19 protein-coding genes and 1 pseudogene are annotated in these 24569 nt (G+C 71.5%); 9 read left to right on the plus strand and 11 right to left on the minus strand.

Annotated elements, in window-relative coordinates; genetic code table 11:
* Positions 1 to 61 precede the first annotated feature (61 nt).
* From ACWCRJ_RS20020 to ACWCRJ_RS20035, 4 genes are all read left to right on the plus strand, one after another.
* Positions 62 to 523, plus strand: a complete 462-nt coding sequence (locus ACWCRJ_RS20020) for a hypothetical protein (RefSeq protein ID WP_450940503.1) — start codon at positions 62 to 64, stop codon at positions 521 to 523.
* Positions 524 to 626: 103 nt separating this feature from the next.
* Positions 627 to 1274 (plus strand): ABC transporter ATP-binding protein, encoded by a 648-nt coding sequence (locus tag ACWCRJ_RS20025; RefSeq protein WP_450940594.1) that lies wholly within the window; start codon positions 627 to 629, stop codon positions 1272 to 1274.
* Positions 1271 to 3571, plus strand: a complete 2301-nt coding sequence (locus ACWCRJ_RS20030) for an ABC transporter permease (protein WP_450940504.1) — start codon at positions 1271 to 1273, stop codon at positions 3569 to 3571. Before ACWCRJ_RS20025 ends, ACWCRJ_RS20030 begins: the two co-directional genes overlap by 4 nt.
* A gap of 162 nt (positions 3572 to 3733) precedes the next feature.
* Positions 3734 to 4087, plus strand: coding sequence for a hypothetical protein (locus ACWCRJ_RS20035; RefSeq protein WP_450940505.1), 354 nt, complete (start codon positions 3734 to 3736; stop codon positions 4085 to 4087).
* Between the two features lie 83 nt (positions 4088 to 4170).
* On the opposite strand, the gene ACWCRJ_RS20040 is transcribed toward ACWCRJ_RS20035, so the two are convergent.
* The 6 genes and pseudogenes from ACWCRJ_RS20040 to ACWCRJ_RS20065 form a co-directional block, all read right to left on the minus strand.
* Positions 4171 to 5676, minus strand: coding sequence for a condensation domain-containing protein (locus ACWCRJ_RS20040; protein WP_450940506.1), 1506 nt, complete (start codon positions 5674 to 5676; stop codon positions 4171 to 4173).
* A gap of 87 nt (positions 5677 to 5763) precedes the next feature.
* Positions 5764 to 7116 carry a glycosyltransferase gene (locus tag ACWCRJ_RS20045; protein WP_450940595.1) on the minus strand — a complete coding sequence of 451 codons (1353 nt, stop codon included), beginning with the start codon at positions 7114 to 7116 and terminating at the stop codon, positions 5764 to 5766.
* Positions 7117 to 7277: 161 nt separating this feature from the next.
* Positions 7278 to 8438, minus strand: coding sequence for an alkaline phosphatase PhoX (locus tag ACWCRJ_RS20050; protein WP_450940507.1), 1161 nt, complete (start codon positions 8436 to 8438; stop codon positions 7278 to 7280).
* Positions 8439 to 8629: 191 nt separating this feature from the next.
* Positions 8630 to 10324 carry a sensor histidine kinase gene (locus ACWCRJ_RS20055; protein ID WP_450940508.1) on the minus strand — a complete coding sequence of 565 codons (1695 nt, stop codon included), beginning with the start codon at positions 10322 to 10324 and terminating at the stop codon, positions 8630 to 8632.
* Positions 10321 to 10800 (minus strand): winged helix-turn-helix domain-containing protein, encoded by a 480-nt coding sequence (locus tag ACWCRJ_RS20060; RefSeq protein ID WP_450940596.1) that lies wholly within the window; start codon positions 10798 to 10800, stop codon positions 10321 to 10323. Before ACWCRJ_RS20060 ends, ACWCRJ_RS20055 begins: the two co-directional genes overlap by 4 nt.
* A 576-nt stretch (positions 10801 to 11376) precedes the next feature.
* Positions 11377 to 11736, minus strand: a pseudogene (locus tag ACWCRJ_RS20065) (response regulator transcription factor); the annotation flags it as partial.
* A 274-nt stretch (positions 11737 to 12010) separates the two neighbouring features.
* Here ACWCRJ_RS20065 and ACWCRJ_RS20070 point away from each other — a divergent pair.
* The 3 genes from ACWCRJ_RS20070 (at position 12011) to ACWCRJ_RS20080 (ending at position 15848) form a co-directional block, all read left to right on the plus strand.
* Entirely contained in the window at positions 12011 to 12712 is a 702-nt protein-coding gene (locus tag ACWCRJ_RS20070; RefSeq protein WP_450940509.1) for a carbonic anhydrase, read from the plus strand.
* Positions 12709 to 14562 carry a SulP family inorganic anion transporter gene (locus tag ACWCRJ_RS20075; RefSeq protein WP_450940510.1) on the plus strand — a complete coding sequence of 618 codons (1854 nt, stop codon included), beginning with the start codon at positions 12709 to 12711 and terminating at the stop codon, positions 14560 to 14562. The genes ACWCRJ_RS20070 and ACWCRJ_RS20075 overlap by 4 nt, the downstream gene beginning before the upstream one ends.
* Before the next feature lie 350 nt (positions 14563 to 14912).
* Positions 14913 to 15848, plus strand: a complete 936-nt coding sequence (locus ACWCRJ_RS20080; protein WP_450940511.1) for an oxidoreductase — start codon at positions 14913 to 14915, stop codon at positions 15846 to 15848.
* A gap of 51 nt (positions 15849 to 15899) precedes the next feature.
* Here the strand turns inward: ACWCRJ_RS20080 and nirD are convergent, their stop codons facing one another.
* From nirD to ACWCRJ_RS20095, 3 genes are read right to left on the minus strand one after another with little or no spacing between them, the layout of a single operon-like run.
* Entirely contained in the window at positions 15900 to 16250 is a 351-nt protein-coding gene (gene nirD, locus ACWCRJ_RS20085) for a nitrite reductase small subunit NirD (RefSeq protein ID WP_450940512.1), read from the minus strand.
* Entirely contained in the window at positions 16247 to 18850 is a 2604-nt protein-coding gene (gene nirB / locus ACWCRJ_RS20090) for a nitrite reductase large subunit NirB (RefSeq protein WP_450940513.1), read from the minus strand. The genes nirD and nirB overlap by 4 nt, the downstream gene beginning before the upstream one ends.
* A complete protein-coding gene (locus tag ACWCRJ_RS20095; RefSeq protein WP_450940514.1) occupies positions 18851 to 20086 on the minus strand; it encodes an NAD(P)/FAD-dependent oxidoreductase in 1236 nt (411 codons plus the stop codon).
* A gap of 410 nt (positions 20087 to 20496) precedes the next feature.
* On the opposite strand from ACWCRJ_RS20095, the gene ACWCRJ_RS20100 reads away from it, so the two are divergent.
* On the plus strand, positions 20497 to 21285 hold the full coding sequence (locus ACWCRJ_RS20100; RefSeq protein WP_450940515.1) for a sulfite exporter TauE/SafE family protein: 789 nt from the start codon (positions 20497 to 20499) through the stop codon (positions 21283 to 21285).
* 101 nt (positions 21286 to 21386) lie between these two features.
* On the opposite strand, the gene ACWCRJ_RS20105 is transcribed toward ACWCRJ_RS20100, so the two are convergent.
* Entirely contained in the window at positions 21387 to 22046 is a 660-nt protein-coding gene (locus ACWCRJ_RS20105) for a class F sortase (protein WP_450940516.1), read from the minus strand.
* A gap of 126 nt (positions 22047 to 22172) precedes the next feature.
* Positions 22173 to 22703, minus strand: a complete 531-nt coding sequence (locus ACWCRJ_RS20110; RefSeq protein ID WP_450940517.1) for a hypothetical protein — start codon at positions 22701 to 22703, stop codon at positions 22173 to 22175.
* Between the two features lie 298 nt (positions 22704 to 23001).
* Between ACWCRJ_RS20110 and ACWCRJ_RS20115 the strand changes: the two genes are divergently transcribed.
* Positions 23002 to 23625 carry an NADPH-dependent FMN reductase gene (locus ACWCRJ_RS20115; RefSeq protein ID WP_450940518.1) on the plus strand — a complete coding sequence of 208 codons (624 nt, stop codon included), beginning with the start codon at positions 23002 to 23004 and terminating at the stop codon, positions 23623 to 23625.
* Positions 23626 to 24569: the final 944 nt, after the last annotated feature.

Here is a 24569-nt window from a genome sequence, read left to right on the forward strand (position 1 = left end):
GGTGGTGGTTGGGTAGATCGATCGTTTCTGTGTGAAGTTGGGGCGTTACAGTCCGTGATGCATGGTGGTCGTTGGGCTGCCGATGGACACGGAGGTGCGCATGAAGAGGGCGATGGTCGGAGTCGTGGCTGCGGGGCTGCTTCTCGCGGGGGCGGGGGTGGCGCTTGCGGCGCAGCAGCAGGGGAGTATTCCGCTGCTGGATACGCGGGGCGTGGAGTTGGCCGAGGGGCACTACAAGTTCAATCCGCCAGGCACCAATCACGGCGCTTTCGAGTGGTCCGGGCTACTGAGGGACATGGACAGCGGCGACGGACACAACGTGTACGTGCAGGTCAGGGTCGAGGGGCATGGCTGGGCGCGTTACTACGGGAAGCAGCAGAGGGATGTCAGGATGCATCACTTCAACTGGAGCGGTGCTCAGCAGTACACGAACGACGCGAAGATCCGAGCCTGCCGTGACCGTGGTTCCTTGCGCCCGGACAACTGCTCGCCGACCCTGAGCCTCCACTACGACCGCGACTGAGACTTTCCGTATCCACAGCCCAGGCGGTCCCGCCTGGGCTCGTGCACTCTCTTAGGGGAACGAGATCGATACATCAGAAGTCCTTTCTGCCCGGGGGGTCGACCTGCTCTACGGGGAGACCCCCGCTGTCAGGCGCGCGGAGATCTCCCTGCGTCGGGGAGAGGTCGCGGCGATCACCGGGCAGAGTGGTTCTGGGAAGTCCTCCCTGCTGTACTGCCTGGCAGGGGTGCTGCCGGTGGCTCGTGGTGAAGTCTGCTTCGAGGGACGGCGTCTCGCGGAACTCGACGACGAGGAGCTCAGTCAGCTGCGTAGAGAGCGGTTCGGGTTCGTCTTCCAGTACGGCGAACTCCTTCCGGAGTTGACGGTGGAGGAGAACACCGCCCTCCCGCTGCGGCTTGCTGGACAACGCAAGAAGGAGGCGCTTGCCGCAGCTGGAGAGGTGCTCGGGCGCCTGGGCCTCGCGGACCTGCGGGAGCGGCGGCCCTCCCAGGTGTCCGGGGGCCAAAGTCAACGTGTCGCGGTAGCCCGGGCGTTGGTGCACCGGCCGGCGGTTGTATTCGCCGACGAGCCGACCGGATCGCTCGACAGCTCCAATGCCTCGGCCGTGTTGGAGGAGTTCCTTGCCCTCGCCCGGTCACAAGGGACGGCTGTGGTGCTGGTGACGCACGACTCCGAGGTCGCCTCCCGCGCGGACAGCCGCTTCACGATGTGCGACGGCGTCCTCTCGGCTGAGGTGCGGGAGGTGTCGTGAAGGAACTCCTATTGGGGCTTCGGCTGCTCCTGGGGGCCGGACGCGGGAGCCGTGTGCGCTTCCTTCTTATGGTCGCGGGCAGCGCGATCGGAGTGTGCTGTCTGGCCGTTGTCCTCGCCATTCCCGGGATCCTGGAAGCGCAGGACGGGCGCAAGGCGGCGCGTGTCCCGGACTGTAAGCGGGAAGCCAACGGGGTGAAGTGTGTCGCGACCGAAGGTGACCCCTTCGAACTCACCCGAACAGACCCCTATGGCTCAGAACCCCTCACGCGGGTCTTCGTGGCCCGGGGGACCAGGCGTATCGTGCCTCCGCCGGGCCTGAGGAAACTCCCTGCCCCAGGCGAGTTGTTCGTATCCCCGCGGCTGCGCGAGGTGCTCCACCGGGAACCCGCGCTGGCCCAGCTTCTACCAGGTGACGACAACGGGACCATCAGCGCCCAGGGGTTGGCCCACCCCGACGAACTGTATGCGTACGTGGGCGTCGGGCGGGAGGAACTCGAAGGCGGTGGCGAGCGTGTGACGACCTTCGGCAGGAGCTACGCCGACTACCCCACCCTGGAACCCTCGACGCTCGACATCGTGCGGTTCACGCTCGCCGGCGTCGTCCTACTGCCTCTGGTGGTGTTCCTTTCCGTGTGCGCCAGGCTCTCGGCGGCAGCGCGCGCCAGACGGCTGGCTGCTCTGAGGCTGCTGGGCCTGAGCAGGAAGGGCACCCAGCGGGTCAACGCCGCCGAGACTGTCGCGGCCGCGTCGTTTGGTGCCGCGCTGGGGCTGGTCGCCTACTCGGTCACGAACCAGCTCGTCTCGCGCATCGGAGTGCCCGGTTTCAAGTGGTACCCCGGCGATGGGACGCTGTCTTTGTCCACGGTCTTGATCTGCGGCGTCGGCTGCCCCGCACTCGCGTGGTACGTGGGCCGGGCCAGTGCGCGGAAGGCGGCGGCGAATCCACTGGCCGTTCGACGAAGTGCCGTGGAGAAAGCGCCTGGAAAGTGGGGGCTGCTTCCGCTGGTGCCGGGTATGGGCATCGTGATCGCGTACTGCGTGGCCGGATTGACGGACAACGCCCCCCGGGACACGGCACTTTCCTCGATCCTCATGCCCCTCGCCGTCGTTCTGGTCGGCATCGGGCTCGTGATGCTGCTGCCGGTCTTCTCCCGGGCCCTTTCGCAGTGGGTGGCCCGCGCCACCCACTCGGTCTCACTCGGCCTGGCCATGCGGCGCAACGAGGTAGAACCCGGGGGCGCGCTACGAGTCGCCACCGGGCTTGTCGTCCTGGTCTTCGCGGCTTCACTGGTGCAGGGAGTGTTGATCGAACTCGACCAGGTCAGCAAGAACACCTTGCCCATCCAGGAATACAACATCCCGCTCGAAGGGGTCACCGAGGAGAAGCGTCGGGCCTTGCAGGACGTGAAGGGTGTTCGCGCGCACGCCACGGTCCTGGAGTCCCGCTCGAATGCGGACGTCGACCATGTGGTGCCGAGCATCAGTGCTGTCGTGGCCACCTGCGCCCAACTTCGCGGCATTCTGTCGAGGGTCGACAGGTGCGCGGACGACCGCCCCGTACGCCTCTGGGATCCGCAGCAGGGCTACGAAGAGGACAGCAAGCCGGGCGCGCGCTTCCTCTTCGACATGCGAAAGGGAGACGACCGGCAGGCCATGAGCGTGGAGGTGCCACGGGAGACCCTGAGGTTCAGGGGCTATCCGGGCTGGCCGATCTTCGACAGCGGAGACGTGCTCGTGCCGCCCTCCTTCGTGCCGAAGGGCTACCGCCCGGACCGGGCCACCCTCAACCTCTTCAGCAGCTCCGCCCCCGAAACCGTGCGCGCGGTCCTCGACGGGATCGGTGGTGTGGACCCCACCACGGAGGTCGGGACGCCGGGTGTCGTCGTTACCTCTCTTCAGCAGATCACCGTGGTGAAGAGTCTCCTGGGCATCGGTATGGTGCTGGGGCTGATCATCGGTGTGGCCGCCTACCTGGTGGCCGCCACGGACCGTGCCGTGGAGCGGAAGCCCCAGGTCACCGCGCTGTCGCTGCTCGGTGCCAGGCCGCGTACCCTGCGCACCGTCCAGGTCGCCCAGGTGGTCGTCCCCTTGGCCATCGGTCTCGCTCTGGCCGTGGTGCTGGGCAAGCTCGCCGAGTCCAGCTATCTCGTGACCGGGGGCGGGGCCATCTACTGGGACGGCGCCGGGGTCCCGCTGCTGTTGGCCTGTGCCGTCGGGGCGGTGGCGGTGGCCGCTGCCGGGGCGCTGCCTCTCGTCGGGCGCCGGATCGACCCGGAGTTGATCCGGCGGGACTGAGCGGCGCGGCGGCGGTGCGGAAGGGGCGGCACCCCGTGTGGGGCGCCGCCCTTCCGTGTCGGGGACAAACCCTGTCGCCCGGGCACCGGGTCCCCGGATACCGTCGGTCCCCGGCCGGCCGAACCCGCGGTCGCCGTGTGTCCGGAGAGCGAACCGAAGCCCGTGAGTACGCAGCGAGAGACGACGACCCTGTGGCGGCCCACCGGGCCCGTGGAGTTGGAGTTGGTGCGGGAGACGGGGTGGCGGGCCTGGCCGCCTCGGCTTCCCGAGCAGCCGATCTTCTATCCGGTCCTCGACGAGACCTACGCGGTGAAGATCGCGCGGGACTGGAACGTGAAGCACGACGGGGCGGGGTACGTCACGCGGTTCGAGGTCGAGACGGAGTTCCTGCGGCGGTATCCGGTACAGCGGGCCGGCGGGGAGACGATCCTCGAGTTGTGGGTCCCGGCGGAGGAACTGGATGAGTTCAACGCACACATCGTGGGCGAGATCGAGGTCGTGCACGAGTTCCGATGAGCCGGGTGCCGGGTGCCGGGTGCCGGGTGCCGGGTGACGGCGGGGGACTTGGGGGGCCGCCCCCGCCGCCCCCGCCGCACAGGTCAGCTCCTCACGGTCGTCGCCGGCCGGGACGGCCTGGGGATGGACACCGGCCGACGGCCCGTGCCGCGCCCGTCCGCGACCTCCAGCAGGACCCGTACGAGTTCCTCGTGCAGGGCGTCGCCGATCTCATGTGCTTGGGGGGTGTCGACGTGCAGCATGTTGACGTGCAGGCCCGTGGCGGTGCGGTGGAACCAGTGGCTGATGCCGTTGCCCCGGGCGGCCCAGACGTGCAACATCGGTTTCCAGAGCGGGTGTTGGTGGCCGCCGGGGGTCCTGCGGAAGTCGATGTAGGAGAAGAAGTTCACCGGGAACGGCCAGTGGTGGAGGGTGAAGGACTCGGGGGCCAGCAGTTCCCACGCCCGTACGAAGGGGATGCCGGCGTGCCGCTGCAGCTCGCCGTACGCCGTGCGGGCCCGCGCGATCGTGGCCGCGTGGTCGCTGCCGCCCTCACCCACCCGGAACTCGATCGGCATGGTGTTCACGAACCAGCCGATGGAGTGCTGCCACGGATTCGGCGCCCCTCCCGCGGTCCCGCCGCCCTCGTCCGCCCGCTCGCTGACGGGGAGCAGGCCCCGGTAGACCCCCGGCCCTCCGAGGCGGTGCTGAGCCGTCGCCGCGGCCGCCAGAACGGCCGTGAAGACGCTGCCCCCCGATGTGCGGGCGCCCGCCGCGAGCGCGTCGGTGCCAGGGGCGTCCAGGAGCGGGAGGGCCCGGTTCACCAGGGGGTACAGCTGGTCTCCCGGCACGCCCAGGTCGAAGGGGAAGCGGGGGAAGAAGCCGCCGTTCCCACGGATGAAGTCCTTCCAGTACGTCAGACGCTCGTCGTCGGCGCCGAGGGAGGCATAGCGGTGGCGCTGGTCGTCGCCGAAGGTCAAGTAGCTTCCCGCGGAGGGGAGTTGTGGGTCCCGTCCGGCCACGAGGTCGGCGTACACGGTCTGGAGTTCGTTCACGACGACGGGCATGGACAGGCCGTCGCACACGATGTGGTCGAAGCAGAGGTAGACCGTGGCGCTCGCCTCCCGGACCACCGCGCCCATGAGGAACAGCGGCCAGGACAGCGTGTCGATGCTCTTGAACGTCTTGTCGAGGTGGATGTGCAGGTCGTCCCCGGTGTGGAAGCGGCCGACCTCCTCCGCCTCCAGGACGATGGACTCGGCAGCCAGCGCCGTGCAGTTCAGGTCACCGGCCAGGCGCCGGAACTCGCTGCGGAGCACCTCGTGCCGTCGTACGAGGAGCAGGAGCGCCGATTCGAGAGCCCCGAGGTCCGGACGGCCCGTGATCTCGAAGGTCACCGTGATCGAGCTGGCGATTCCGTCGCTCGTACTCCGCGTCGCCTCGGAGGACGAGTGGTGCTTGTCCTGATTGAAGGACGCTGATTTGAGCGGGGACGAGGCCGATTCGGGAGAGGCGTCCTTCCCGTCCCGAGGGTGATGCTCAGTGCGCAAGGACCAGGAGATGACGGTCCCAGGTTCGATGCCGGCGTCAGAGAAAGGAATCTGCAGCACTCGGGGGCTTTCTGTTCGTGGCTTGGGGGGAAAGTCGGGGGATTCGGGAGGAGGGGAGTCGGGGGATTCCCCCGGGAAAGGTGATGATCAAGTGAGAAGGGCGGAGAGGGAATTCACCGCTGTTTCGACACCGTTCTCGGCCCGGACGAGTGGGGCGATCTCACCGGCCCGGTGTCGCAGGTGCCGGTCCGTCACCGCCGTACTGATCGCTTGCGCGAGTCCGTGTGCCGTGAGGGTGCGGGCGGCGAGGGGAGCGGGGGCCACGCCCAGTGCCCGCATACGGGCGGACCAGTGGGTCTGGTCGCCCATGTGGGGGCACAGGACCTGAGGGCGGCCCGCGGCGAGGGCGGCGCCGACGGTGCCGGGGCCGCCGTGGTGGACGACCGCGGCCGTACGGGGGAAGAGCCAGTCGTGCGGGGCCTGGTCGATCATCAGGATGTCCGGTGACGGGGAGCCGGTCGTGGCCGGGGCGGCGGACGGGCCCGCCGCCGCGCCGATGCCGCCCCAGCCCGTCGCGACCACCGCGCGGACGCCGGTCAGGCGGATCGCCTCGGTGACCAGCGCGTGGTTGCGGTGGGCACGGGTGCCGGTCATGCTGCCGAAGCCGATGTAGACCGGGGGTGGCCCCTCGTCGAGGAAGCGGGCCAGTTCCCTGGGGGGCGTCCAGTCGGGGCGGGCGGGCAGGTACCAGAAACCCGTGGTGCGCACGGCGTCGCCCCACGCCGGGTCGACCGGAGTGACGTGCCGGCTGAACGACTGCAGGACCGGGCGCCGCCTGCCCTCGGGGTCCCGCAGCCACCGCCGGGCACCGTGGCGGCGTGGGGGCAGGCCCAGTTCGGTGGTCCGCCAGCGTTCCACCTCGCGGGACCACTGGGCCGCCACGACCACGGCGTACGTGCTCCGGTTGACCACGCGCGGCACGCGGGGGAGCGGCAGCAACTGGCAGGGGAAGGTGTCGGTGGGGATCCAGCCGGGCTGCAGCGCCACGACCACGGCGGGTACGTCCAGTGTGTCGGCCACGTGCTGGGCGGGGAACGCCGCCGAATGCACCACCGCCGCCAGGTCACCGTGGTCGTGCGCGATGGCCGCCACGTCCCGCAACGGGGTGATGAGCAGGCGTTTGAGGCGGGCGACGGTCCGGGCGGCCGCGACTTTGCCGCGTACCCCCGTCAGACCGTGGTCGATGACCCTGCGGGTCGGCGTCTCGTCGAGGATTCTGGTCGGGCCGTCGTCGATCGCGGCGAAATCGACTCCGTACGCGGCGGCCTCGGACGCGTATGAGGAGGGGGCGGCCAACAACGGGTGATGGCCGTGGCGACGCAGCGCCACGGCCAATGCGAGAAAGGGTTGTACGTCCCCGCGAGTACCGCATGCCGCCAGGAGAACCTTGCGAGGGCGAGCGCCGACTCCGAGGCTCTCCGGCCCCGATTCTTTGGGCATGACCACGCGCAGAACCTAGCAGAAGACAATTCGAACGAGTCTTTTCAGGTGATGAGTTCGAACACTTCCGGGTGGTCATTCATGGGCTTTTTTGTTTTAGCGGCAGGTGCGATTGTCTGTATTGCCTATCAGGTGCCTATCAGGTGCCTATCAGGTGACTGTCAGGTGCGGAAAGGGCCCGTCACCTCGTACGTGATGCCGCCGGACGAGCTGCCGCTCGTGCCGCGCTGGCTGGAGAAGTAGAGGCGGCGGCCGTCGGGGGAGAAGGCGGGGCCGGTGATCTCGGAGGCGGACTGGCCGTCGACGCGGAGGAAGGGGGCGACGGTGTCGTCCGGGGTGATGAGGCAGATCTCCATGGTGCCGCCGTCCTCGGCGACGTAGAGGTCGCCGGAGGAGGTCCCGGTGATGTTGTCGACGCCGGTGAGGGGAGCCGTGCCGGACGTGACCAGGGAGTCGTCGTACGCCAACTCGTAGGTGTGGGCGGCGAGGTTGAGCTGCCAGACACGGTTGTCGCCCTTGGTGGTGAACCAGACCGTGTCGTCGGCGTAGTGGCAGCCCTCGCCCCCGTTGAAGGACTTCGAACCCGAGACCTGGGTGCGGGTGCTCGTGGGGGAACCGTCCGGGTCGGGGACGTTCGCCCAGGTGTAGGAGCCGGAGGCGGCGGTGCCCGCGACCATGACCTGGAGGGTGCCGGCGGACAGGTCGCCCCAGGTCGTGGGGACGAAGCGGTAGAAGCGGCCGTTCGTCTCGTCCTCCGTCAGATAGACCACCCGGCGGACCGGATCGGCCGCCGCCGCCTCGTGCTTGAAACGGCCCATCGCGTCCCGCCGGACCGCGGCGTTCACGCCCCACGGGTCGGTTTCGTAGACGTAGCCGCGGTCGACCTCCTCGCAGGACAGCCAGGTGTTCCACGGGGTCCTGCCGCCGGCGCAGTTCTGCCGGGTGCCGGACAGGACGCGGTACGCCGACGTGACCGTGCCCGTCGAGGAGAACCGCACCGCGCTCGCGCCGCCGGACGGGTTGATCTCGGAGTTGGAGACGTAGATCCAGCCGGTGCCGTCCGCGTAACAGGCGCCGCCGTCGGGGGCGTTGTGCCAGGTGTAGGACGTGCCGGGGACGGTCTGGCCGGAGCGGGCGATCACCCGGCTGGTGAAGCCGCTCGGAAGTCTGATGCCGTTGGCGTCTGCCGAACCGAGCGCACCGTACGGGCCCGCGCCGGGCTGGGCGGGCGCGGCGTACGCGGCGCCGCGCCAGAGGGTTCCGCCGAATGCGGTCGATGTGCCGCCGAGCACGGCCGCGCGCAGGAGAGTACGACGTTCCACTGTCGCTCCAAGGGGTACTTCGAACGGCCCGCCTGCCGGTCGGCGGCGGGGTCGCGCGCTGATGGACCTTAGGACACCCTGATTGACAGAGCATGGACAACTCGTGACTCTACGGCGGCGTTCACGGATGGCATACGGGCGGGATGCGGGCGGGACGTGGGTGGCGCAGGGGGAGGGGGCTGAACGCCCGCTCACGCAGGCAGCGGCGGGGCCTCACGGCGTCGTTGCCCCGGCCGTCCTCCGAACCCATGCCCCTGACCGTGCCCGTGTCCCTGACCGTGCCCGTGGGGATGGGCCGGCGGCTCCGCGGAGGGAAGGCGGACGACCGCGTCCAGCCCGCCCGTGGCCGCTTCCCGCAGCGCCACCTCCCCGCCACTGGCGTGCGCGAGGCGCTGGACGAGGGAGAGACCGAGACCGGTGCCGCCCTTGGGGGCGCCGGGGGCGCGCCAGAAGCGGTCGAACGCGCGGGCGCGCTGCTCGGGCGTCATGCCGGGGCCCTCATCGGTGACATGGAGGTCGACCCAGTGGGGCCGGGCATCGCGCAGGGCCCGGCGGGCGGGGACATGGAGCCGCAGTTCCATGGTGACCGTGCTGTGGGCGGGGGAGGCGCGCAGGGCGTTGGAGAGGAGGTTGTCCAGGATCTGCTCCACGGCTCCGGGGACGGCCGTCACCGGGCCGACCACCCCGGCGAACAGGACCAGGGAGACCCCGCCGCGTTCGAACAACGGCCCCCACGTACGGTGCCGTTCCGCGCAGACCGTGCCCAGATCGACCCGGGCCGGGACGGCCGCCGCCTCCTCTAGCCGGGCCATCGCCAGCAGACCCTCGACCATCCGGGCCAGCCGGTCCGTCTCCGTGACGGCGGCGTCGAGGCTGGGCCGGGCGCGCCGGGCGATGTCCGGCTCCAGGTTCTCCAGCCGCAGCCGCAGCGCCGCCAGCGGGGTCTTCAGCTGGTGCGACGCCTCGCCGGCGAAGGCCCGCTGGGAGGCCAGCAGGTGTTCGAGGCGGGCCGCGGTCGTGTTGAACGCCGCCGCGAGGCTGCGTACCTCGGGCGGGCCCGAGGTGACCACCACACTGGTGGCCGCACCGCCCTCGGCCAGCCGGTGCGTGGCCTCCTCCAACTGCCGGATGGGGCGCCCGGTCCAGCGCGCGAACGCGAACGCCACCGCGGCGACCCCGGTGAGCACCGCGAGCCCGGCCAGCACCAGGAGCAGCCAGACCGCGAACACCCGGGCGTGCACCATGGTCGTCGGGAGGGTGACGCGTACGGCGCCCTGGGCCGACGCGGCGGAGCGGGGCCCCGTGCTCGTACCGGTTCCCGCCTGCCCGACCTTGACCGCGGCGGTCGTGGCGGCGGTCTTGGCCGTGGTGGTGGTCATGGGCGTGGTGGTCGGGGCGGCGGCCACGGTGGTTGTGGGTGTGGTCGTGGATGTGGTCGTGATCGCGTTCGGGGGCGCGCTCGTCGTCGTGTGGCCGACCGGAGCCGCCACCGACAGGTAGTGGACGCCGCCGGTCGTCGTCGTACGGACGTCTGTCGTGGCCCGGCCGCGGAGCGCGGCGGAGATCTCGGGCTGGGAGGGGAGGGTCTCCTCCTCGTCGTCGGACAGGGAGTGGGAGGACGCCAGCAGCTTTCCGCCCGCGTCGACGATGACGACCTTCCCGCCGATGCGCTCGGCGCAGTGCCTGGCCCGCTCGACGAGTTCGTCCTGCCGGCCGGCGGCGAGGGAGAGTGCCGCGTACGCGGCCACCGACTCGGCCTCGTCGTTGGCCGAGTTGACGATCCGCTCGCGTTCGGCCCGCGAGTAGACGAAGCCCAGCGGGATCTCCAGGCCGAGCAGGACCAGGGCGGCGAGGCTGAGGTAGCTCAGCAGCAGGCGTCGGGTCATGACGCCGACGCCCTGGCGCCGGGGGTGCGATGCCTTCCGGAGCCCGCGCCCCGGCCACGGCCGTGTCCCTGCCCGGGACTCTGGGGCAGGCCGCCCTGCCCCGGCGCCTGCCCGGGGGTGCGCACGGCCAGTCGGAAGCCGACGCCGCGCAGGGTCTGGATCCATGCCGGGTCGCCCAACTTGCGTCGCAGGGTGGCGACATGGACGTCCAGCGTCTTGGTCGGGCCCTGGTAGTGGTCGTCCCAGACGCGGTTGAGGATCTGCTGCCGGGAGTACACGGCGCCGGGGTCCTCGGTGAGCAGCGCCAGCAGTTCGAACTCCTTCGGCGTCAGCGCGACGGGCACCTCGCCCACCCACACCTGCCGGGTCCGCCGGTCCACGACCAACGGACCGGGCGGCGGCGGAGCCGAGCCGTCGTCACCGGCGACCGGACCGGCGGCGGGGGGACGCGGTCCGGGCGGGGCCTGTTCGTACATGGGGGGCTCGTAGGCGGGGGGTGGGGGGACGGAGGGGGCGTAGGCAGGGGGTTCGTAGGAGGAGGGTTCGTAGGCGGGGTTGCCGTACGCCGGGCTTCCGTACGCCGGGCCTCCGTACCTCGGCGAGCCGTGCGGGGGTGTGCCCTGCGCGGGAGTGCTGTCGAACGCCGGGTCACCGAGGACCGGGTCGACCGGGGTGGGCGGTGCCTCGTACGCAGGGGTCTCGTACGCCGGCGCCTCGTACGCCGACGTCTCGTACGCCGACGTCTCGTGCGCGGCCGACCAGTCGTACTCCGGCCCCCGCGCCCCCACACCGAAACCGGCCCTGCGGCGGCCCGTGCCCCCGCCGCCGGGACGTCCCCCACCGCCTACGTCCCCGACGGCGAGACCACCCGACTCATCGGATCCGAGGCTGCCTGTGCCTGTGCCTGTGCCTGCGCCCTCGCCCCCGAGGCCGTCCCCCACCTCGAAGGCGCTCGTGGCCGTGAAGTCGCTCTCCGCCCCGACACCGGCACTCCCCGCCCCTGCCTCGGCCACCACGCCCCCGGCGACCACCTCGGGTGCGGTCCCGTTGGTCGGTCGTCGGTGGCGGCGGGACACCGCCCGTATACGGGCGACCAGTTCGCGGATGCTGAATGGTTTCGCCAGGTAGTCGTCGGCGCCCAGCTCCAGGCCAAGGACACGGTCGGCCTCCTCGCCCCGCGCGCTGAGGATGATGAGGGGGACGTCGGAGACCCGGCGGATACCGCGGCAGACGTCGATGCCGTCCATGTCGGGCAGGCCGAGATCCAGCAGGACGACATCGCCGTGCGGACCTCTCAACCCGTCCGCGCCGGTGGCCACGTGGTGGACCGTCAGGCCGAAGTGCCGCAGCCCTTCGGCGAGCGGCTCGGCGATCGTCTCGTCGTCCTCGATGAGCAGCACTCGTACGCCCATGGCCGCCTGTCTCTCCAGAAAGTCGGGACAACACGGGACCCGTGCTGTGGGGCGCCACGCTACAAGAGAGCGGACAAGAACGCGTGGGGAATCCGAAGCATTGTGAAATGACCCTCAGAAACCGCTTGTATTCGGCGCCCCGACCTGCGAAGAAGGACCGCGTGGCTGAAATCTGTGGAAAACCTGGCGCCGCTTTAGTGTTCGCTTAACCTTCCTCTGGTCATCGCCCCCCTACGGTCGTAAGGCCTGGTCGGAACCGCTTCAGGGAGGCAGGATGAAGGCGCTGCTGGATCGCGCCCGGTCGTTCAAGCGACGGGTCGACTTCGAGAGCGACGAATACCGGAAACTCGCCGTCGGGCAATTTCCCGAGGCGCTGTTCATTACCTGCTCGGACTCGCGGGTGATTCCCGCACTGATCACCGGGGCGCGGCCCGGTGAGATATTCGAACTGCGAAATGCGGGCAACATCGTGCCGCCGCACGACGCGTACGGGACCGCCTCCGGTGAGGCCGCCACCATCGAGTACGCGCTGGAGGTGCTCGGCGTTCAGGACATCGTGGTGTGTGGCCATTCCCACTGCGGCGCGATGGGCGCGCTGACGTACGGCGCCGACCTGTCCGGCCTGCCCAGGGTGGACGCCTGGCTCGACTACGCCCGTCCCGCGCTCGAACCCGTACTCGGTGACCACAGCGGCGAACACGACGGCGAACACGACGGCGAACGCGGCGGTGAACAGGGCAACGAACCCGGCGGCGACGGCACCCCGGGCACCACCTCGTCGTCCGAGGATCCCGCGCTGCGCGAGGTCGTCCAGCTCAACATCCGCAACCAGCTCGCCGTGCTGCGCGACTACCCGGGCGCCCGGCGGCAACTGGACGCCGGACGGCTCCGGTTGCACGGCTGGTACTACGAGATCGACACCGGAAAGATCCACGAACTGGACGCCGACGGCGACTTCCAGGTGCACGACTCATGAGTGGCGCGCACGGCCGACGCCACGGGGCGGGCACCCGGACCGCGGTCGGTGCCCCGGAGTCCGCGGACGCCTCGCGGGAACCGAACGGCTCCCGGCGCCCCCGCGCCACGGCCGCCCTCCCCGCCGCGGCCCTGCGCGCCATGGCCCCCGGCGGCCGGGTCGACTTCGCCACGGAGATCACCGCGTCCCTCGTCGTCTTCCTCGTGGCGCTGCCGCTCTGTATCGGCGTGGCCGTGGCCTCCGGTGTGCCGGCCGAGCTGGGCATCATCTCCGGGGTGATCGGCGGTCTGGTGGTCGGCGCGGTGCGGGGCAGCACGCTCCAGGTCAGCGGGCCGGCGGCCGGGCTCGCGGCACTCGTCGCGGAGACGGTCATGGAGTTCGGCGTCGCGATGCTCGGCGTGATCGTCCTCTTCTCCGGCATCCTCCAGATCGTGCTGGGCCTGGTGAAACTGGGCCGGATGTTCCAGGCGATCTCCCTCGCCGTCGTCCAGGGCATGCTCGCCGGCATCGGTCTGCCGCTGATCTTCAGCCAGCTGTACCCGATGTCGGACGCCAAGGCGCTGGGCACCCCCCTGGAGAACATGGCGGGTGTCCCCGGGCTGATCGCGGACACCGTCACCGATCCGCAGGCGCTGATCGCCTTCGGGCTCGGAGTCGTCACGATCGTGCTGAGCTTCCTGTGGAAGCAGGCGCCGGGGCCCCTCAGGAAGGTGCCGGCCGCACTCGTGGCCGTGGGGATCGGGATCGCGGTCGCCTCCCTGCCGGGTGTCGAGGTGAAGACACTCCAGGTCGGCAATCTGCTGGCGTCCGTGGACGTACCCGGGGCGGAGCAGCTGTCCGGGCTGGCCGATGCCGGGATCATCACGGCGATCCTCACGTTCACCGTGATCGCGTCGGCGGAGAGCCTGTTCACCGCCGCCGCCGTGGACCGGATGCACAACGGTCCGCGCACCCGTTACAACACCGAGCTGATCGCACAGGGCGCGGGCAACACGATCGCCGGTCTGCTCGGCGCGCTGCCCATCACGGCGGTCGTCGCGCGCAGCTCGGCGAACGTCCAGGCCGGCGCCAAGACCCGCCTCTCCCGGACCCTGCACGGCCTGTGGCTGCTCGCCTTCGCGCTGCTGCTGCCGCAGGTGCTGGCGCTGATCCCGATCTCGGTGCTCGCGGGTGTCCTCGTGCACAGCGGGTGGAAGCTGTTCGCGCCGGACGAGTTCCCGAAGATGTGGCGGCAGGACCGGGGCGAGTTCGCGGTGATGACGTTGACGACGCTGGTCATCACGGTGACCGCGCTGCTCGAAGGGGTGCTGTTCGGACTGGCGGCGGGTGTGGTGCTGGCCGCGCTGCGCATGTCGCAGACCGTCGTCCGCCAGCACATCGAGGACGACACGGCGAAGGTGGTGATGGCGGGCAACGCGACGTTCCTGCGGCTGCCGAGGCTGATCGACGCGCTGGAGGGCGCGGCGGCCTCCGGCAAGCCCCGCATCCGGCTCGACCTGCTTGGGGTGACCCACCTCGACCATGCCTGCCGCAGCCAGGTCGAGGAGTTCGTGGCGCAGCAGCGGGGTGCGGGGGTGCGGGTGGAGCTGCTGATGCCCGACCTCACGAGGCCGCCGGAGGCCAAGGAGGAGCCGGAGGTCACGGCGGCGCCGGGGCCGGGGCCGGAGCCGGTTCCGGTGTGGGACTACGCGACGGTCGGGACGGCGGCGGTGGGCGGCACCGGACCGCTGCCCCCCGGCCCCGGACCCGGCCCCGACGCGGAGTGGTTCTACCTCGACACCCGCCCCGTGCCGGACGCCCCGGGCGCCCCGCCGCCGCTGCTGCGCCGGGGACGCGACTGGACGGACTGACCTTCGACTCGTCGGCAGCCGCGGCTCCGGTGGGGGCTGATCGCGCAGTTCCCCGCGCCCCTGAAAGACAGGGCCCTGCGGGCCCCCGAGCCCAAGCCCCCTACGGCCCTGAACGCGCAGGCTCCCGCGGGCCTGCAGGACAACGGCCCGCGGGCCTGGAAAGCGGTGGGCGCAGCCCCTGCTTCCCAGGGGCGCGGGGAACTGCGCGAGAAGCCCCACCGAACCCGCGGCCGAGCCGACACCTCTGCGGCCGAGCCGACACCCCCGCAACCGAGCCCGACACCCTCCCGCAACCCCCTCGGCGAGACTACGCTGAACACCCGCTCAGGAGCGTTTCGGGAGGTGGCGTCATGACCGGCGGCTGGGACGTACGCGACATCCCCGACCAGCACGGCCGCACCGCGGTCGTCACCGGCGCCAACAGCGGCATCGGATACGTGGCGGCACGGGAACTCGCCCGCCGTGGCGCCCACGTCGTCCTCGCCTGCCGCAGCGAGGAGCGCGGCGCGGCGGCACTGGAGCGGATGAGCGCCGAAGTTCCGCACGGGAGCCTGGAGTTGATCCGGCTCGACCTCGGCGACCTGAGTACCGTCCGGGACTTCGCGGACACCTACGCCCGCACCCGCGACCGCCTCGATCTGCTCGTCAACAACGCGGGCGTGATGGCCGTCGCGCGGGGCCGCACGGCCGACGGCTTCGAGACGCAGTTCGGCACCAACCACCTCGGTCACTTCGCGCTGACCGGCCTGCTGCTGCCGTTGCTCCTCGCCACTCCCGGCGCCCGGGTCGTGACCCTCTCCAGCACCATGCACTTCAGGTCGAACATCGACATCGACGACCTCAACAGCGAGCGGAAGTACGGGCGTTGGGTCGCCTACGGCCGCTCCAAGACCGCCAACCTGCTGTTCACCCACGAGCTGGCCCGGCGGCTGGCCGCCCACCACTTCGAGGTGGTCGCGGCGGCCGCGCACCCGGGCTACGCGGCGACCAACCTGCAGACGGCCGGAGCCACCGCCGAGGGCCGCAAGGGCGTCGAGCGCTTCATGCGCGTCGGCAACAGCGTCTTCGCCCAGTCCGCCGAAGCGGGCGCCCTGCCCACGCTGTACGCGGCGACCGCCCCCGGCGTACGCCCCGACTCCTTCATCGGGCCGTCCTTCCTGATGTGGCGCGGCGCGCCCGGCCCGTCCAGAAGGGCCCCCTGGGCCCACGACGACCGGGCCGGCGAACGCCTCTGGACGGCCTCCGAGCAGCTGACCGGCGTCACGTACGAGGCACTCAAGGCGTGACGCGCGACCCGCGGCCCTCCCTCGAAGGGTTCTCCTTCGAAGGGCCCTTCCTCACGCGGCGCGCACCTCGTACGCCGTGATCCGTACCGCCTCGTCGTCCAGGCACTCCCCGCTCGCCAGGTCGAAGCGCTGCTTCAGCAGGGGTGAGGCCACGAACGGGCGGCCCTGGTGGCTGCCGGTGAGACCGCGCGAGAGAACGGCGGCGCCGCCGAAGGGGTCGCGGTTGTCGATGGCGTACAGCCGGCCCGCGCGGTCGAGGAACAGCGCGGCCTGGTTGCCGTCGGGGAGCAGGGCGGCCACGCCGCGGCCCGGGGTCAGCAGGGCCAGGTCGCAGACCGTGAACCAGCCGTCCGCCAGCCGCAGCTGGACCTTCACATCGGTCTTCTCGGGGGCGATCGTCATCGCTGGGCGCTTCCTTCCAGGACATCGGCGGGCCGCAGGCCGATGGACAGCAGCGGCAGGTCGGGCTTGATCTGGTCGCGCTCGGGGACGAAGCCGACGACCGGGTCCGGGGTGTCCGGGGCGTTGACGAAGGACACGAACCGGGCGAGCTTCTCGGGGTCGTTGATGGTGGAGGCCCACTCGTCGGCGTAGGCCGAGACGTGGTCGGTCATCAGGGACTCCAGCTCCTCGCAGATGCCGAGGGAGTCCTCCACGACCACGTCCCGGACGTGGTCCAGGCCGCCGGGGATCCGCTCCAGCCAGGTCGAGGTGCGCTCCAGGCGGTCCGCGGTGCGGATGTAGAACATCAGGAACCGGTCGATCAGCTTGATCAGCTGGGCGTCGTCGAGATCCTGGGCCAGGAGGTCCGCGTGGCGGGGGGTGGCGCCGCCGTTTCCGCCGACGTAGAGGTTCCAGCCGTTGGAGGTGGCGATGATGCCGAAGTCCTTCGACTGGGCCTCGGCGCACTCGCGGGCGCAGCCGGAGACCGCCGACTTGAGCTTGTGCGGGGAGCGCAGGCCCCGGTAGCGCAGCTCCAGGTCGATCGCCATGCGGACCGAGTCCTGGACGCCGTAGCGGCACCAGGTCTGCCCGACACAGGACTTCACCGTGCGCAGCGACTTGCCGTAGGCGTGGCCGGACTCGAAGCCGGCGTCCACCAAGCGGGCCCAGATGAGGGGGAGTTGCTCGACGCGTGCGCCGAACATGTCGATCCGCTGACCGCCGGTGATCTTCGTGTAGAGACCGAAGTCGCGGGCGATCTCGCCGATCACGATCAGCCCCTCGGGGGTGATCTCACCGCCGGGGATGCGCGGGACGACGGAGTACGAGCCGTTCTTCTGCAGGTTGGCCAGGAAGTGGTCGTTGCTGTCCTGCAGGGCCGCCTGCTCGCCCTCCAGGACGTAACCGCTGGCGCCGATCGTCGGGGCGAGGGAGGCGATGATCGAACCGACCGTGGGCTTGCAGACCTCGCAGCCGTCGCCGCCCTTGGCCTCGTCGCGGCCGTAGCGGTCCAGCAGCTGCTGGTAGGTGTTGATGCGCAGGGCGAGGACGATCTCGTACAGCTCCTCGCGGGTCTGCGAGAAGCAGCCGCACAGGCCCTTGTCGACGACGACACCGCCGGCCTCCAGCTCGGCGGTGACCAGCTGGCCCAGCACCTTCACACAGCTGCCGCAGCCGGTGCCGGCCTTGGTGCACTTCTTGACCTCGGGCACCGTGGTGCACTGGTGGTCGGTGACCGCGCCGCGGATCGCGCCCTTGGACACGTTGTGGCAGGAGCAGATGATCGCCTCGTCCGGCAGCGCGGACGGGCCGAGCTGGGCGCCGCCGCCGGAGCCCGCCGGCAGCACCAGCGACTCGGGGGAGACCGGCGGGACGGACCCGGTGAACGCCTTCAGCGTGCCGTACGCCTCCGCGTCGCCGACCAGGATGCCGCCGAGCAGCTCGCCGCCCCGGCCGATGACCAGCTTCTTGTAGACGCCCGAGCGGGAGTCGGAGTACACGACGTCCAGGCAGTCGGCACTCGCGCCGTGCGCGTCGCCGAAGGAGGCCACGTCCACGCCGAGCAGCTTCAGCTTCGTCGACATGTCCGCGCCCGTGAACGCGGCCTCGTCGGCGGCGATGGTCGCGGCGGCCGTCTCGGCCTGCTCGTACCCGGGGGCCACCAGGCCGTACACCCGGCCGTCGGAGGCCAGCGCGCACTCGCCGATCGCGAACACGTGCGGGTCGTTCACGGTCCGGCACTGCTCGTCGACGCTGATGCCGCCGCGCTCGCCGACCGTCAGACCGCAGTCGCGGGCGAGCTGGTCGCGGGGGCGGACACCGGCGCTGAACACGACGAGGTCGGTGGCGAGTTCGGAGCCGTCGGACAGCTTCATCCCGGTGACGGCACCCTGCTCGTCGACCACGATCTCCTGGGTCCCGACGCCGGTGTGCACGCTCAGGCCCATGTTCTCGATCGTGCGCAGCAGCGCGGCGCCACCGCCGTCGTCCACCTGCACCGGCATCAGCCGGGGCGCGAACTCCACGATGTGGGAGGTGAGTCCGAGGCCCTTCAGCGCGCCGGCCGCTTCGAGTCCGAGCAGACCGCCGCCGACCACGGCACCGACCTCGGCCGTCCTCGCGTACTCCTCGATCGCGAGGAGGTCCTCGATCGTGCGGTACACGAAGCAGCCGGCGGCGTCCTTGTTCGGGACCGGCGGCACGAAGGGGAACGAACCGGTGGCGAGGACGAGGATGTCGTACTCGAAGACCTGCCCGGAGCGGGCCGTGACCTTCTTGGCCTCGCGGTCGACGGTCTCGGCCGGGTCACCGACGAACAGCTCGATGCCGTGCGTCTCGATGAACTCCATGTCGGTCATCGACAGATCCTCGGGCGTCTTGCCCGCGAAATACGAGGTGAGCGCCACGCGGTCGTACGCCGGGCGCGGCTCCTCGCACAGCACGACCACGCGGTGCGTGGCGGTCAGGCCGCGCTCGGCGAGCGCCTCCAGGAAGCGCTGGCCGACCATGCCGTGGCCGACGAGCACGATCGTGGGGGTGGGCCCCAGGGTGGCGGACATTCAGGAGCCTCCATCGTTGGTGAGCAGGTGGAGCAGGGGAGCGCCGTCTCCGGGGAGCGGCTCCGCTCCCTCCCAGGCGCGGGCGAGCGCGCCCACCGTGCCGAGTTCGCCGACGAGCACCCCGCCGACCAGGCGGTCGTCGCGGACGACGACCTTGCGGTAGGTGCCGCGCGTGGCGTCGGTGAGCTGGATGACGTCGTCGCCGGGCAGCGGCTCGGGCTCGCCGAACGCGGCGAGATCGAGGAAGTCCGCTCCGGCGAGCGTCAGCCGGGTCAGGGCGCGGGTGCCGGTGTAACGGGCGGCCGGGGACGCGGCGTCGCCCGCCAGCAACTCGGCCAGGACGTCGGCCTGTTCGAGCGCCGGGGTGGCGAGCCCGTAGACCGTGCCCTGGAACTGCGCGCAGTCGCCGATCGCGTGGATGTGGGGGTCGGAGCTGCGCAGCTCCTCGTCGACGATGACGCCCTTGTGCACGGCGAGCCCCGCATCCTGGGCGAGACCCACCCGGGGGTGGACCCCGCAGGCGATGACGACCAGGTCCGCGTCGAGCGTGTATCCGTCGGCCATCGACACCGACCGCACGGTCCCGCCGACGCTGCGCACGGCCCGGACACGCGTCTCGGTGTGCACCTCCACGCCGAGGTCGGTGAGGTGGCGCCGGACCAACTTCGATGCGGACGGGTCGAGTTGACGTTCCATCAGGCGTTCGCCCTGCTGGGCGAGGACGACCTGGGCGCCGCGCAGGGCGAGCGCGCGGGCGGCGGAGACCCCGAGGAGCCCGCCCCCGATGACGACGGCCCGTGCCCCCGGCCGTACGGCCTTGGACAGCCGCAGGCAGTCGTCCATGGTCCGGAACGCGTGCACCCCGTCGGGGAACTCGTGCCGCTCCGGGTCCCAGAGGCCGCGCAGCGGCGGCAGCACCGGGTTCGAACCGGTCGCGAGGACCAGTCTGTCGTACGCGATTTCCGTACCGTCCGCGAGATGTACGGCTCGCATCTCGCGGTCGATCCGGACCACCCGGCCGTTGACCAGCCGCGTGGGCTCGGCGGGGGCGGGCAACGCGATGACCTCGGGGGCGTACCGCCCGGCCAGTACCTCGGCGAGCAGCACCCGGTTGTACGGTGTGTGCTCCTCCTCGCCGACCAGCGTGGCGGGCATGCCGAGCTCTCCGAGCCGCCGGGCGAGACGTACGCCCGCGAGGCCGGAGCCGATCACCACCACACGCTCATTCGAGGTCATGTCCTTGAGCCTGCGGTGCCGGTGTTACCCGACCGCATCGCGTCTGTTTCCCACGAGGAACGCTGCCCTCCCCGTGGGCCAGGGCCGGGTGTGAGGGGTTTCCGGGAGGGCGTGGTGGGGTGTGAGGACACCCGGGATCACGCTGCTGACCTGGCCATACGACGGCCGCGCGGGCGTATACGGGAGGGCGGAGCGGGCACGGGGAGGCGGGGGCGCGCCGGGGCGCGGTGCCGTAGGTCACGTCGGGCGGGCATCACGGCGCACCATCCGGGCGCGTCGGGCGGGTGCCGGGTGCCGGGTGCCGGGTGTCGGGTGCCGCGTGTCGGGTGTCGAACCCCGAAGGATCCTCACCTCAGAAGATCCTCAGGTCGATGGACAGCGCACCTATCGCACCGCATAGGGTCGCGGTCGTGCCCGACATATCGCTGACCATGGTCGTAGTCCTCTGCACCGCCGCCCTCGCGGCCGGCTGGATCGACGCCGTGGTGGGCGGCGGCGGGCTCCTGCTCCTGCCCGCCCTCCTCCTGGGTCTGCCGAACGGCGCCTCGGCCGCGCAGTACGCGCTCGGCACCAACAAGGCGGTCGCCATCGTCGGCACCACGGGCGCGGCGGTCACGTACGCCCGCCGCACGCCCGTCGACGTGCGGATCGCCGTACGGATCGGCCTGGCGGCACTGGCGGGCTCGACGGCCGGCGCCTTCGTGGCCGCCGGTCTGAGCACCGAGGTCCTGAAGCCGGTGGTCATGGTCGTCCTGCTCGCCGTCGGCGCGTTCGTGATCCTGCGCCCCTCCTTCGGCACGACGGCCCCCGCCACGGGCCCCGTCTCCGCACGCCGCGTCCTCGCCGCGATCGGCCTGGCGGGCGTCGGCATCGGCTTCTACGACGGTCTCATCGGCCCCGGCACCGGCACGTTCCTGGTCCTCGCCCTGACCGCCCTCCTCCACCTCGACCTGGTCACCGCCTCCGCCACCGCCAAGATCGTCAACTGCTGCACCAACGCGGGCGCACTCGCCACGTTCGCCTGGAAGGGCACGGTGTACTGGCAGTTGGCGGCCCTGATGGCGGTCTTCAACCTCGTCGGCGGCACGGTCGGCGCCCGGACCGCCCTCAAGAAGGGCAGCGGCTTCGTCCGGGTCGTGCTGCTGACGGTGGTGTTCACGCTCGTGGCGAAGATGGGGTACGAGCAGTGGGTGGTTTGAGGGCTTGGGGGCTGGAGGGCTTGAGCGCGGGAGGGCGTGACGGCGGGAGGGCGTGAGGGGCGCGGCGCCCGCCGGGTACCGGCGCCGGCGGAAGCCGGTGCTCAGCTCGGGCGACTGCCCGTGAGATGGGCGAAGACGACCACGTTCCCCCGGTAGCCGGTCGCCCGCGAATACCCCCCGCCGCACGTGATGACCCGCAACTCCGGTCTCGTCGCCGCCCCGTAGACCTTCTCGTCGGGGAAGTCCCGCGCGTCGTACACCTCCACCGCGTCCACCGTGAACACGGCCGTCCCGCCGTCCCGGCGGTCCACCTCGACGGTGGCGCCGCGCTTCAGCGCGCCGAGGCGGAAGAAGACGGCGGGTCCCTCGGCGTTGTCCACGTGTCCGGCCACGATCGAGGTGCCCCGGGCGCCCGGGCTGGTGCCGGCCTCGTACCAGCCCGCGAGGTTCTCCTTCGCGGCGGGCGGGACGTCCAGACTGCCCGCGGGCGTGAGACCGAGCCCCGTCAGCGGCGCGTCCACGCGGAGGGAGGGGATGCGGATGCGGTCGGGCGGAGAGGGCGGCAGCGGCACGGCTGCCGGGACCGCGGACGCGCCGCCCGGCTCCGGCGGGACACTCGGCGTACCGGACCGGAGGCGGGCCTGCGCGGCCGACGGCTGGGGAGGCGCGTGCGAGGCGGTGCCGCTGCGCACCAGCCACGCGCCGCAGAAGAGGGCGACCACGGTCACCCCGGCTATGACGGAGTCGGAGAGCCGACGCACGAGGACCTCCTCACGGCCGTGCGGGCGTTCGAATCGGACCCTTGTCCTCCCCTCCGGGCCGAGGGGCGTCGGGCCCGGAGGGGAGGGGGACGGCGGTACCGGCCGACGGACGGCGGAGGGTGTCCGTCAGATCCCGTCGCCTCTCGCCCGGCGATGCAGGAGCCAGGTACCGCCCGCGGCGGCGACGGCCAGAGCCGCCACGCCCGCCGCGGTCTGCACGGGGTCGGGACCGAGTGCGCCACCGACCCCCGTCTTCACACTTCCCCTCGGATACGCCGGCGGCGCGGTGCGCGTGCCGGTGAGCGAGACCACCAGGTCGCCGGTGACCCTGCGACCGCCGTCGGCGCAGGTCGCGACGATCTCGTACGTCCCCGGCTGCGCGCTCGGCGGCACCTCGAACCGTCCGTCGAGCCGCTGCCGTCCGGAGTCGGGTGCCAGCGGGAAGGAGCCGGCGCCGACCGCGCCGGCGTCCCCCGTCGCCGTACCGCCCGCGCCGCAGGCCGTCGTACGGACGGTGACCTCGTCGCCGGGGACGACACCGGCCGGCGAGACGTCGAGTCGCCCGGTGCCCTCACCGCCGTACGCGGGTGCGGCGGCGAGGGCCGCGAGGGCGACGGCCAGCGCGGTTGCGGTCAGCGGCCGGACGGTACGTCGCATCTGCTGGCTCCTCCGAGAGTCCTCCGTGCCTTTCCGAGGTAAGTGGCACACCGCGTCGAGCGCTTGTTGATGGATCGTCAGAAATGATGTGAATGGGTGTCAGGGGGTGGGGGGCGGTCGGCGGGTGGCGAGGTGTTTGGCCAGGTCAACGGGGTGAGGTGAGGGTCCGGCGGCAGAGAACGCGATCGAGGGGACCCGAGGGTGTGAACGGGTGACCGGAGGTCGGGGCGGGGCCTCGGCGGGCCGTGGCGGCCGAGGGCTTGACCTCAAGCAAGGTCGAGGTACGAGGGTGGTCCCCATGCAGACCACAACGGACACGCACACCGGCATCGCGCCCGTCTCCTCCTCCGCCACCCCGGTCCGGGTGACGCTGGTCATCGGCAGCAACCGCACCGGCCGCTTCGGCCCGGTGATCGCCGAGTGGCTGCTGGGGAGGGTACGGCAGCACGCCGGCTTCGAGGTCGACGTGGTGGACGTCGCCGAGGCCGACCTGCCGACGACCTTCGCGACGACCCCCGAGAGCACGGCACGGCTGGCGGAGATCACCCCGAAGCTGGCGGCGGCGGACGCGTTCATCGTGCTGACGCCCGAGTACAACCACTCCTATCCGGCGGCCCTGAAGAACCTCATCGACTGGCACTTCCACGAATGGCGGGCCAAGCCGGTCGCGCTCGTCTCCTACGGCGGCATGTCCGGCGGCCTCCGCGCGACCGAACACCTACGGCAGGTCTTCGCGGAACTCCACGCCACCACCGTCCGCGACACGGTCTCCTTCCACCGGGCCCACACCGCCTTCGACGAGACCGGCCACCTCAAGGACCCCTCCGCCCCCAACTCCGCGGCCCACGTGATGCTGGACCAACTGTCCTGGTGGGCCCACGCCCTACGCGAGGCGAAAAAGAGTCGCCCGTACGGGGCTTGAGCCGCACGAAGCGCGCACGGGCCCGCCGCGACGGCCCGCCCAGGGGCACCCCGGCCCCGCCCAACCCGCGGGGGTCGACGCTGACCCGAAGGCGGTCGGCCGGGTGTGGGGGCGAGACCTGGGCGGGCCTGGGGGTGGTGGTCCGGCGAGGAGGGTGGGCGGGCCTGTGAGTGGTGGTCCGGCCCGGTCTGGCGAGGTGGACGAGTGGGCTTCGCGGGGTGGGCCGGCGGGTCTTGCGGGGTGGGGGGGTGGTCCGGTCCGGTCCGGCGAGAGGGACGAGTGGGCCCCACGGGGGTGGGCCGGCGATTCCGGCGAGGTGGACGGGCGGGCTTGGGTGACGGTCCGGCGGGTCTGGCGAAGTAGACGGGCGGGCCTCTCGGGGTGGCCCCGGGAATCTGGCGAGGTGGACGGGCGCGGAGGCGCTGGTCCGACGGGGCGAACGTGATGGTCCCCGGGATGCCAGGCCGGTCGCCCCTGAAAAGCGAAGCGAGGCGAAGCCCTCGCTTCGCTTTTCAGGGGCGCGGGGAACTACGCGAGCAACCACGACGCACCCGCACCCACCCACGAACCCCCCACCCCCCACCCCCGCCTCCTGACATCCCGACCCGACGGGGGTCGCAGGGGCACCGCCCCTGGGGATGGGACGGGTAGGGGCGGCGGGGGCGAGAAAAGACACCCCCACCACCCCACCCCGACTTGGACCTCAGCACCCGCCTCCATGCCCAGGCTCCGGAACCTCAGGCACCTCCTCCACTGGAGGAACAGGCACCTCCGCCCCCGGCGCAACCACATCAGGCGGCCCAGGCACCTCCACCACGGGCGGTGCCTCCTGCATGGGCGGCGCTTCCTCGGCGGGCGGCGCCTCCTGCACGGGTGGCGCTTCCTCGGCGGGCGGCGCCTCCTCCACGGGAGGTGTTTCCTCCGCAGGCGGTGCTTCCTCGACC

The organism is Streptomyces sp. NPDC002324 (assembly GCF_053593335.1).

Coding starts and splice junctions, on each gene's coding strand:
- ACWCRJ_RS20080 (WP_450940511.1), top strand. CDS start 14,913: ATGACCGGCGGCTGGGACGTACGCGACATCCCCGACCAGCACGGCCGC.
- nirB (WP_450940513.1), bottom strand. CDS start 18,850: ATGTCCGCCACCCTGGGGCCCACCCCCACGATCGTGCTCGTCGGCCAC.
- ACWCRJ_RS20075 (WP_450940510.1), top strand. CDS start 12,709: ATGAGTGGCGCGCACGGCCGACGCCACGGGGCGGGCACCCGGACCGCG.
- ACWCRJ_RS20020 (WP_450940503.1), top strand. CDS start 62: ATGGTGGTCGTTGGGCTGCCGATGGACACGGAGGTGCGCATGAAGAGG.
- nirD (WP_450940512.1), bottom strand. CDS start 16,250: ATGACGATCGCCCCCGAGAAGACCGATGTGAAGGTCCAGCTGCGGCTG.
- ACWCRJ_RS20095 (WP_450940514.1), bottom strand. CDS start 20,086: ATGACCTCGAATGAGCGTGTGGTGGTGATCGGCTCCGGCCTCGCGGGC.
- ACWCRJ_RS20045 (WP_450940595.1), bottom strand. CDS start 7,116: ATGCCCAAAGAATCGGGGCCGGAGAGCCTCGGAGTCGGCGCTCGCCCT.
- ACWCRJ_RS20110 (WP_450940517.1), bottom strand. CDS start 22,703: ATGCGACGTACCGTCCGGCCGCTGACCGCAACCGCGCTGGCCGTCGCC.
- ACWCRJ_RS20060 (WP_450940596.1), bottom strand. CDS start 10,800: ATGTACGAACAGGCCCCGCCCGGACCGCGTCCCCCCGCCGCCGGTCCG.
- ACWCRJ_RS20115 (WP_450940518.1), top strand. CDS start 23,002: ATGCAGACCACAACGGACACGCACACCGGCATCGCGCCCGTCTCCTCC.
- ACWCRJ_RS20055 (WP_450940508.1), bottom strand. CDS start 10,324: ATGACCCGACGCCTGCTGCTGAGCTACCTCAGCCTCGCCGCCCTGGTC.
- ACWCRJ_RS20070 (WP_450940509.1), top strand. CDS start 12,011: ATGAAGGCGCTGCTGGATCGCGCCCGGTCGTTCAAGCGACGGGTCGAC.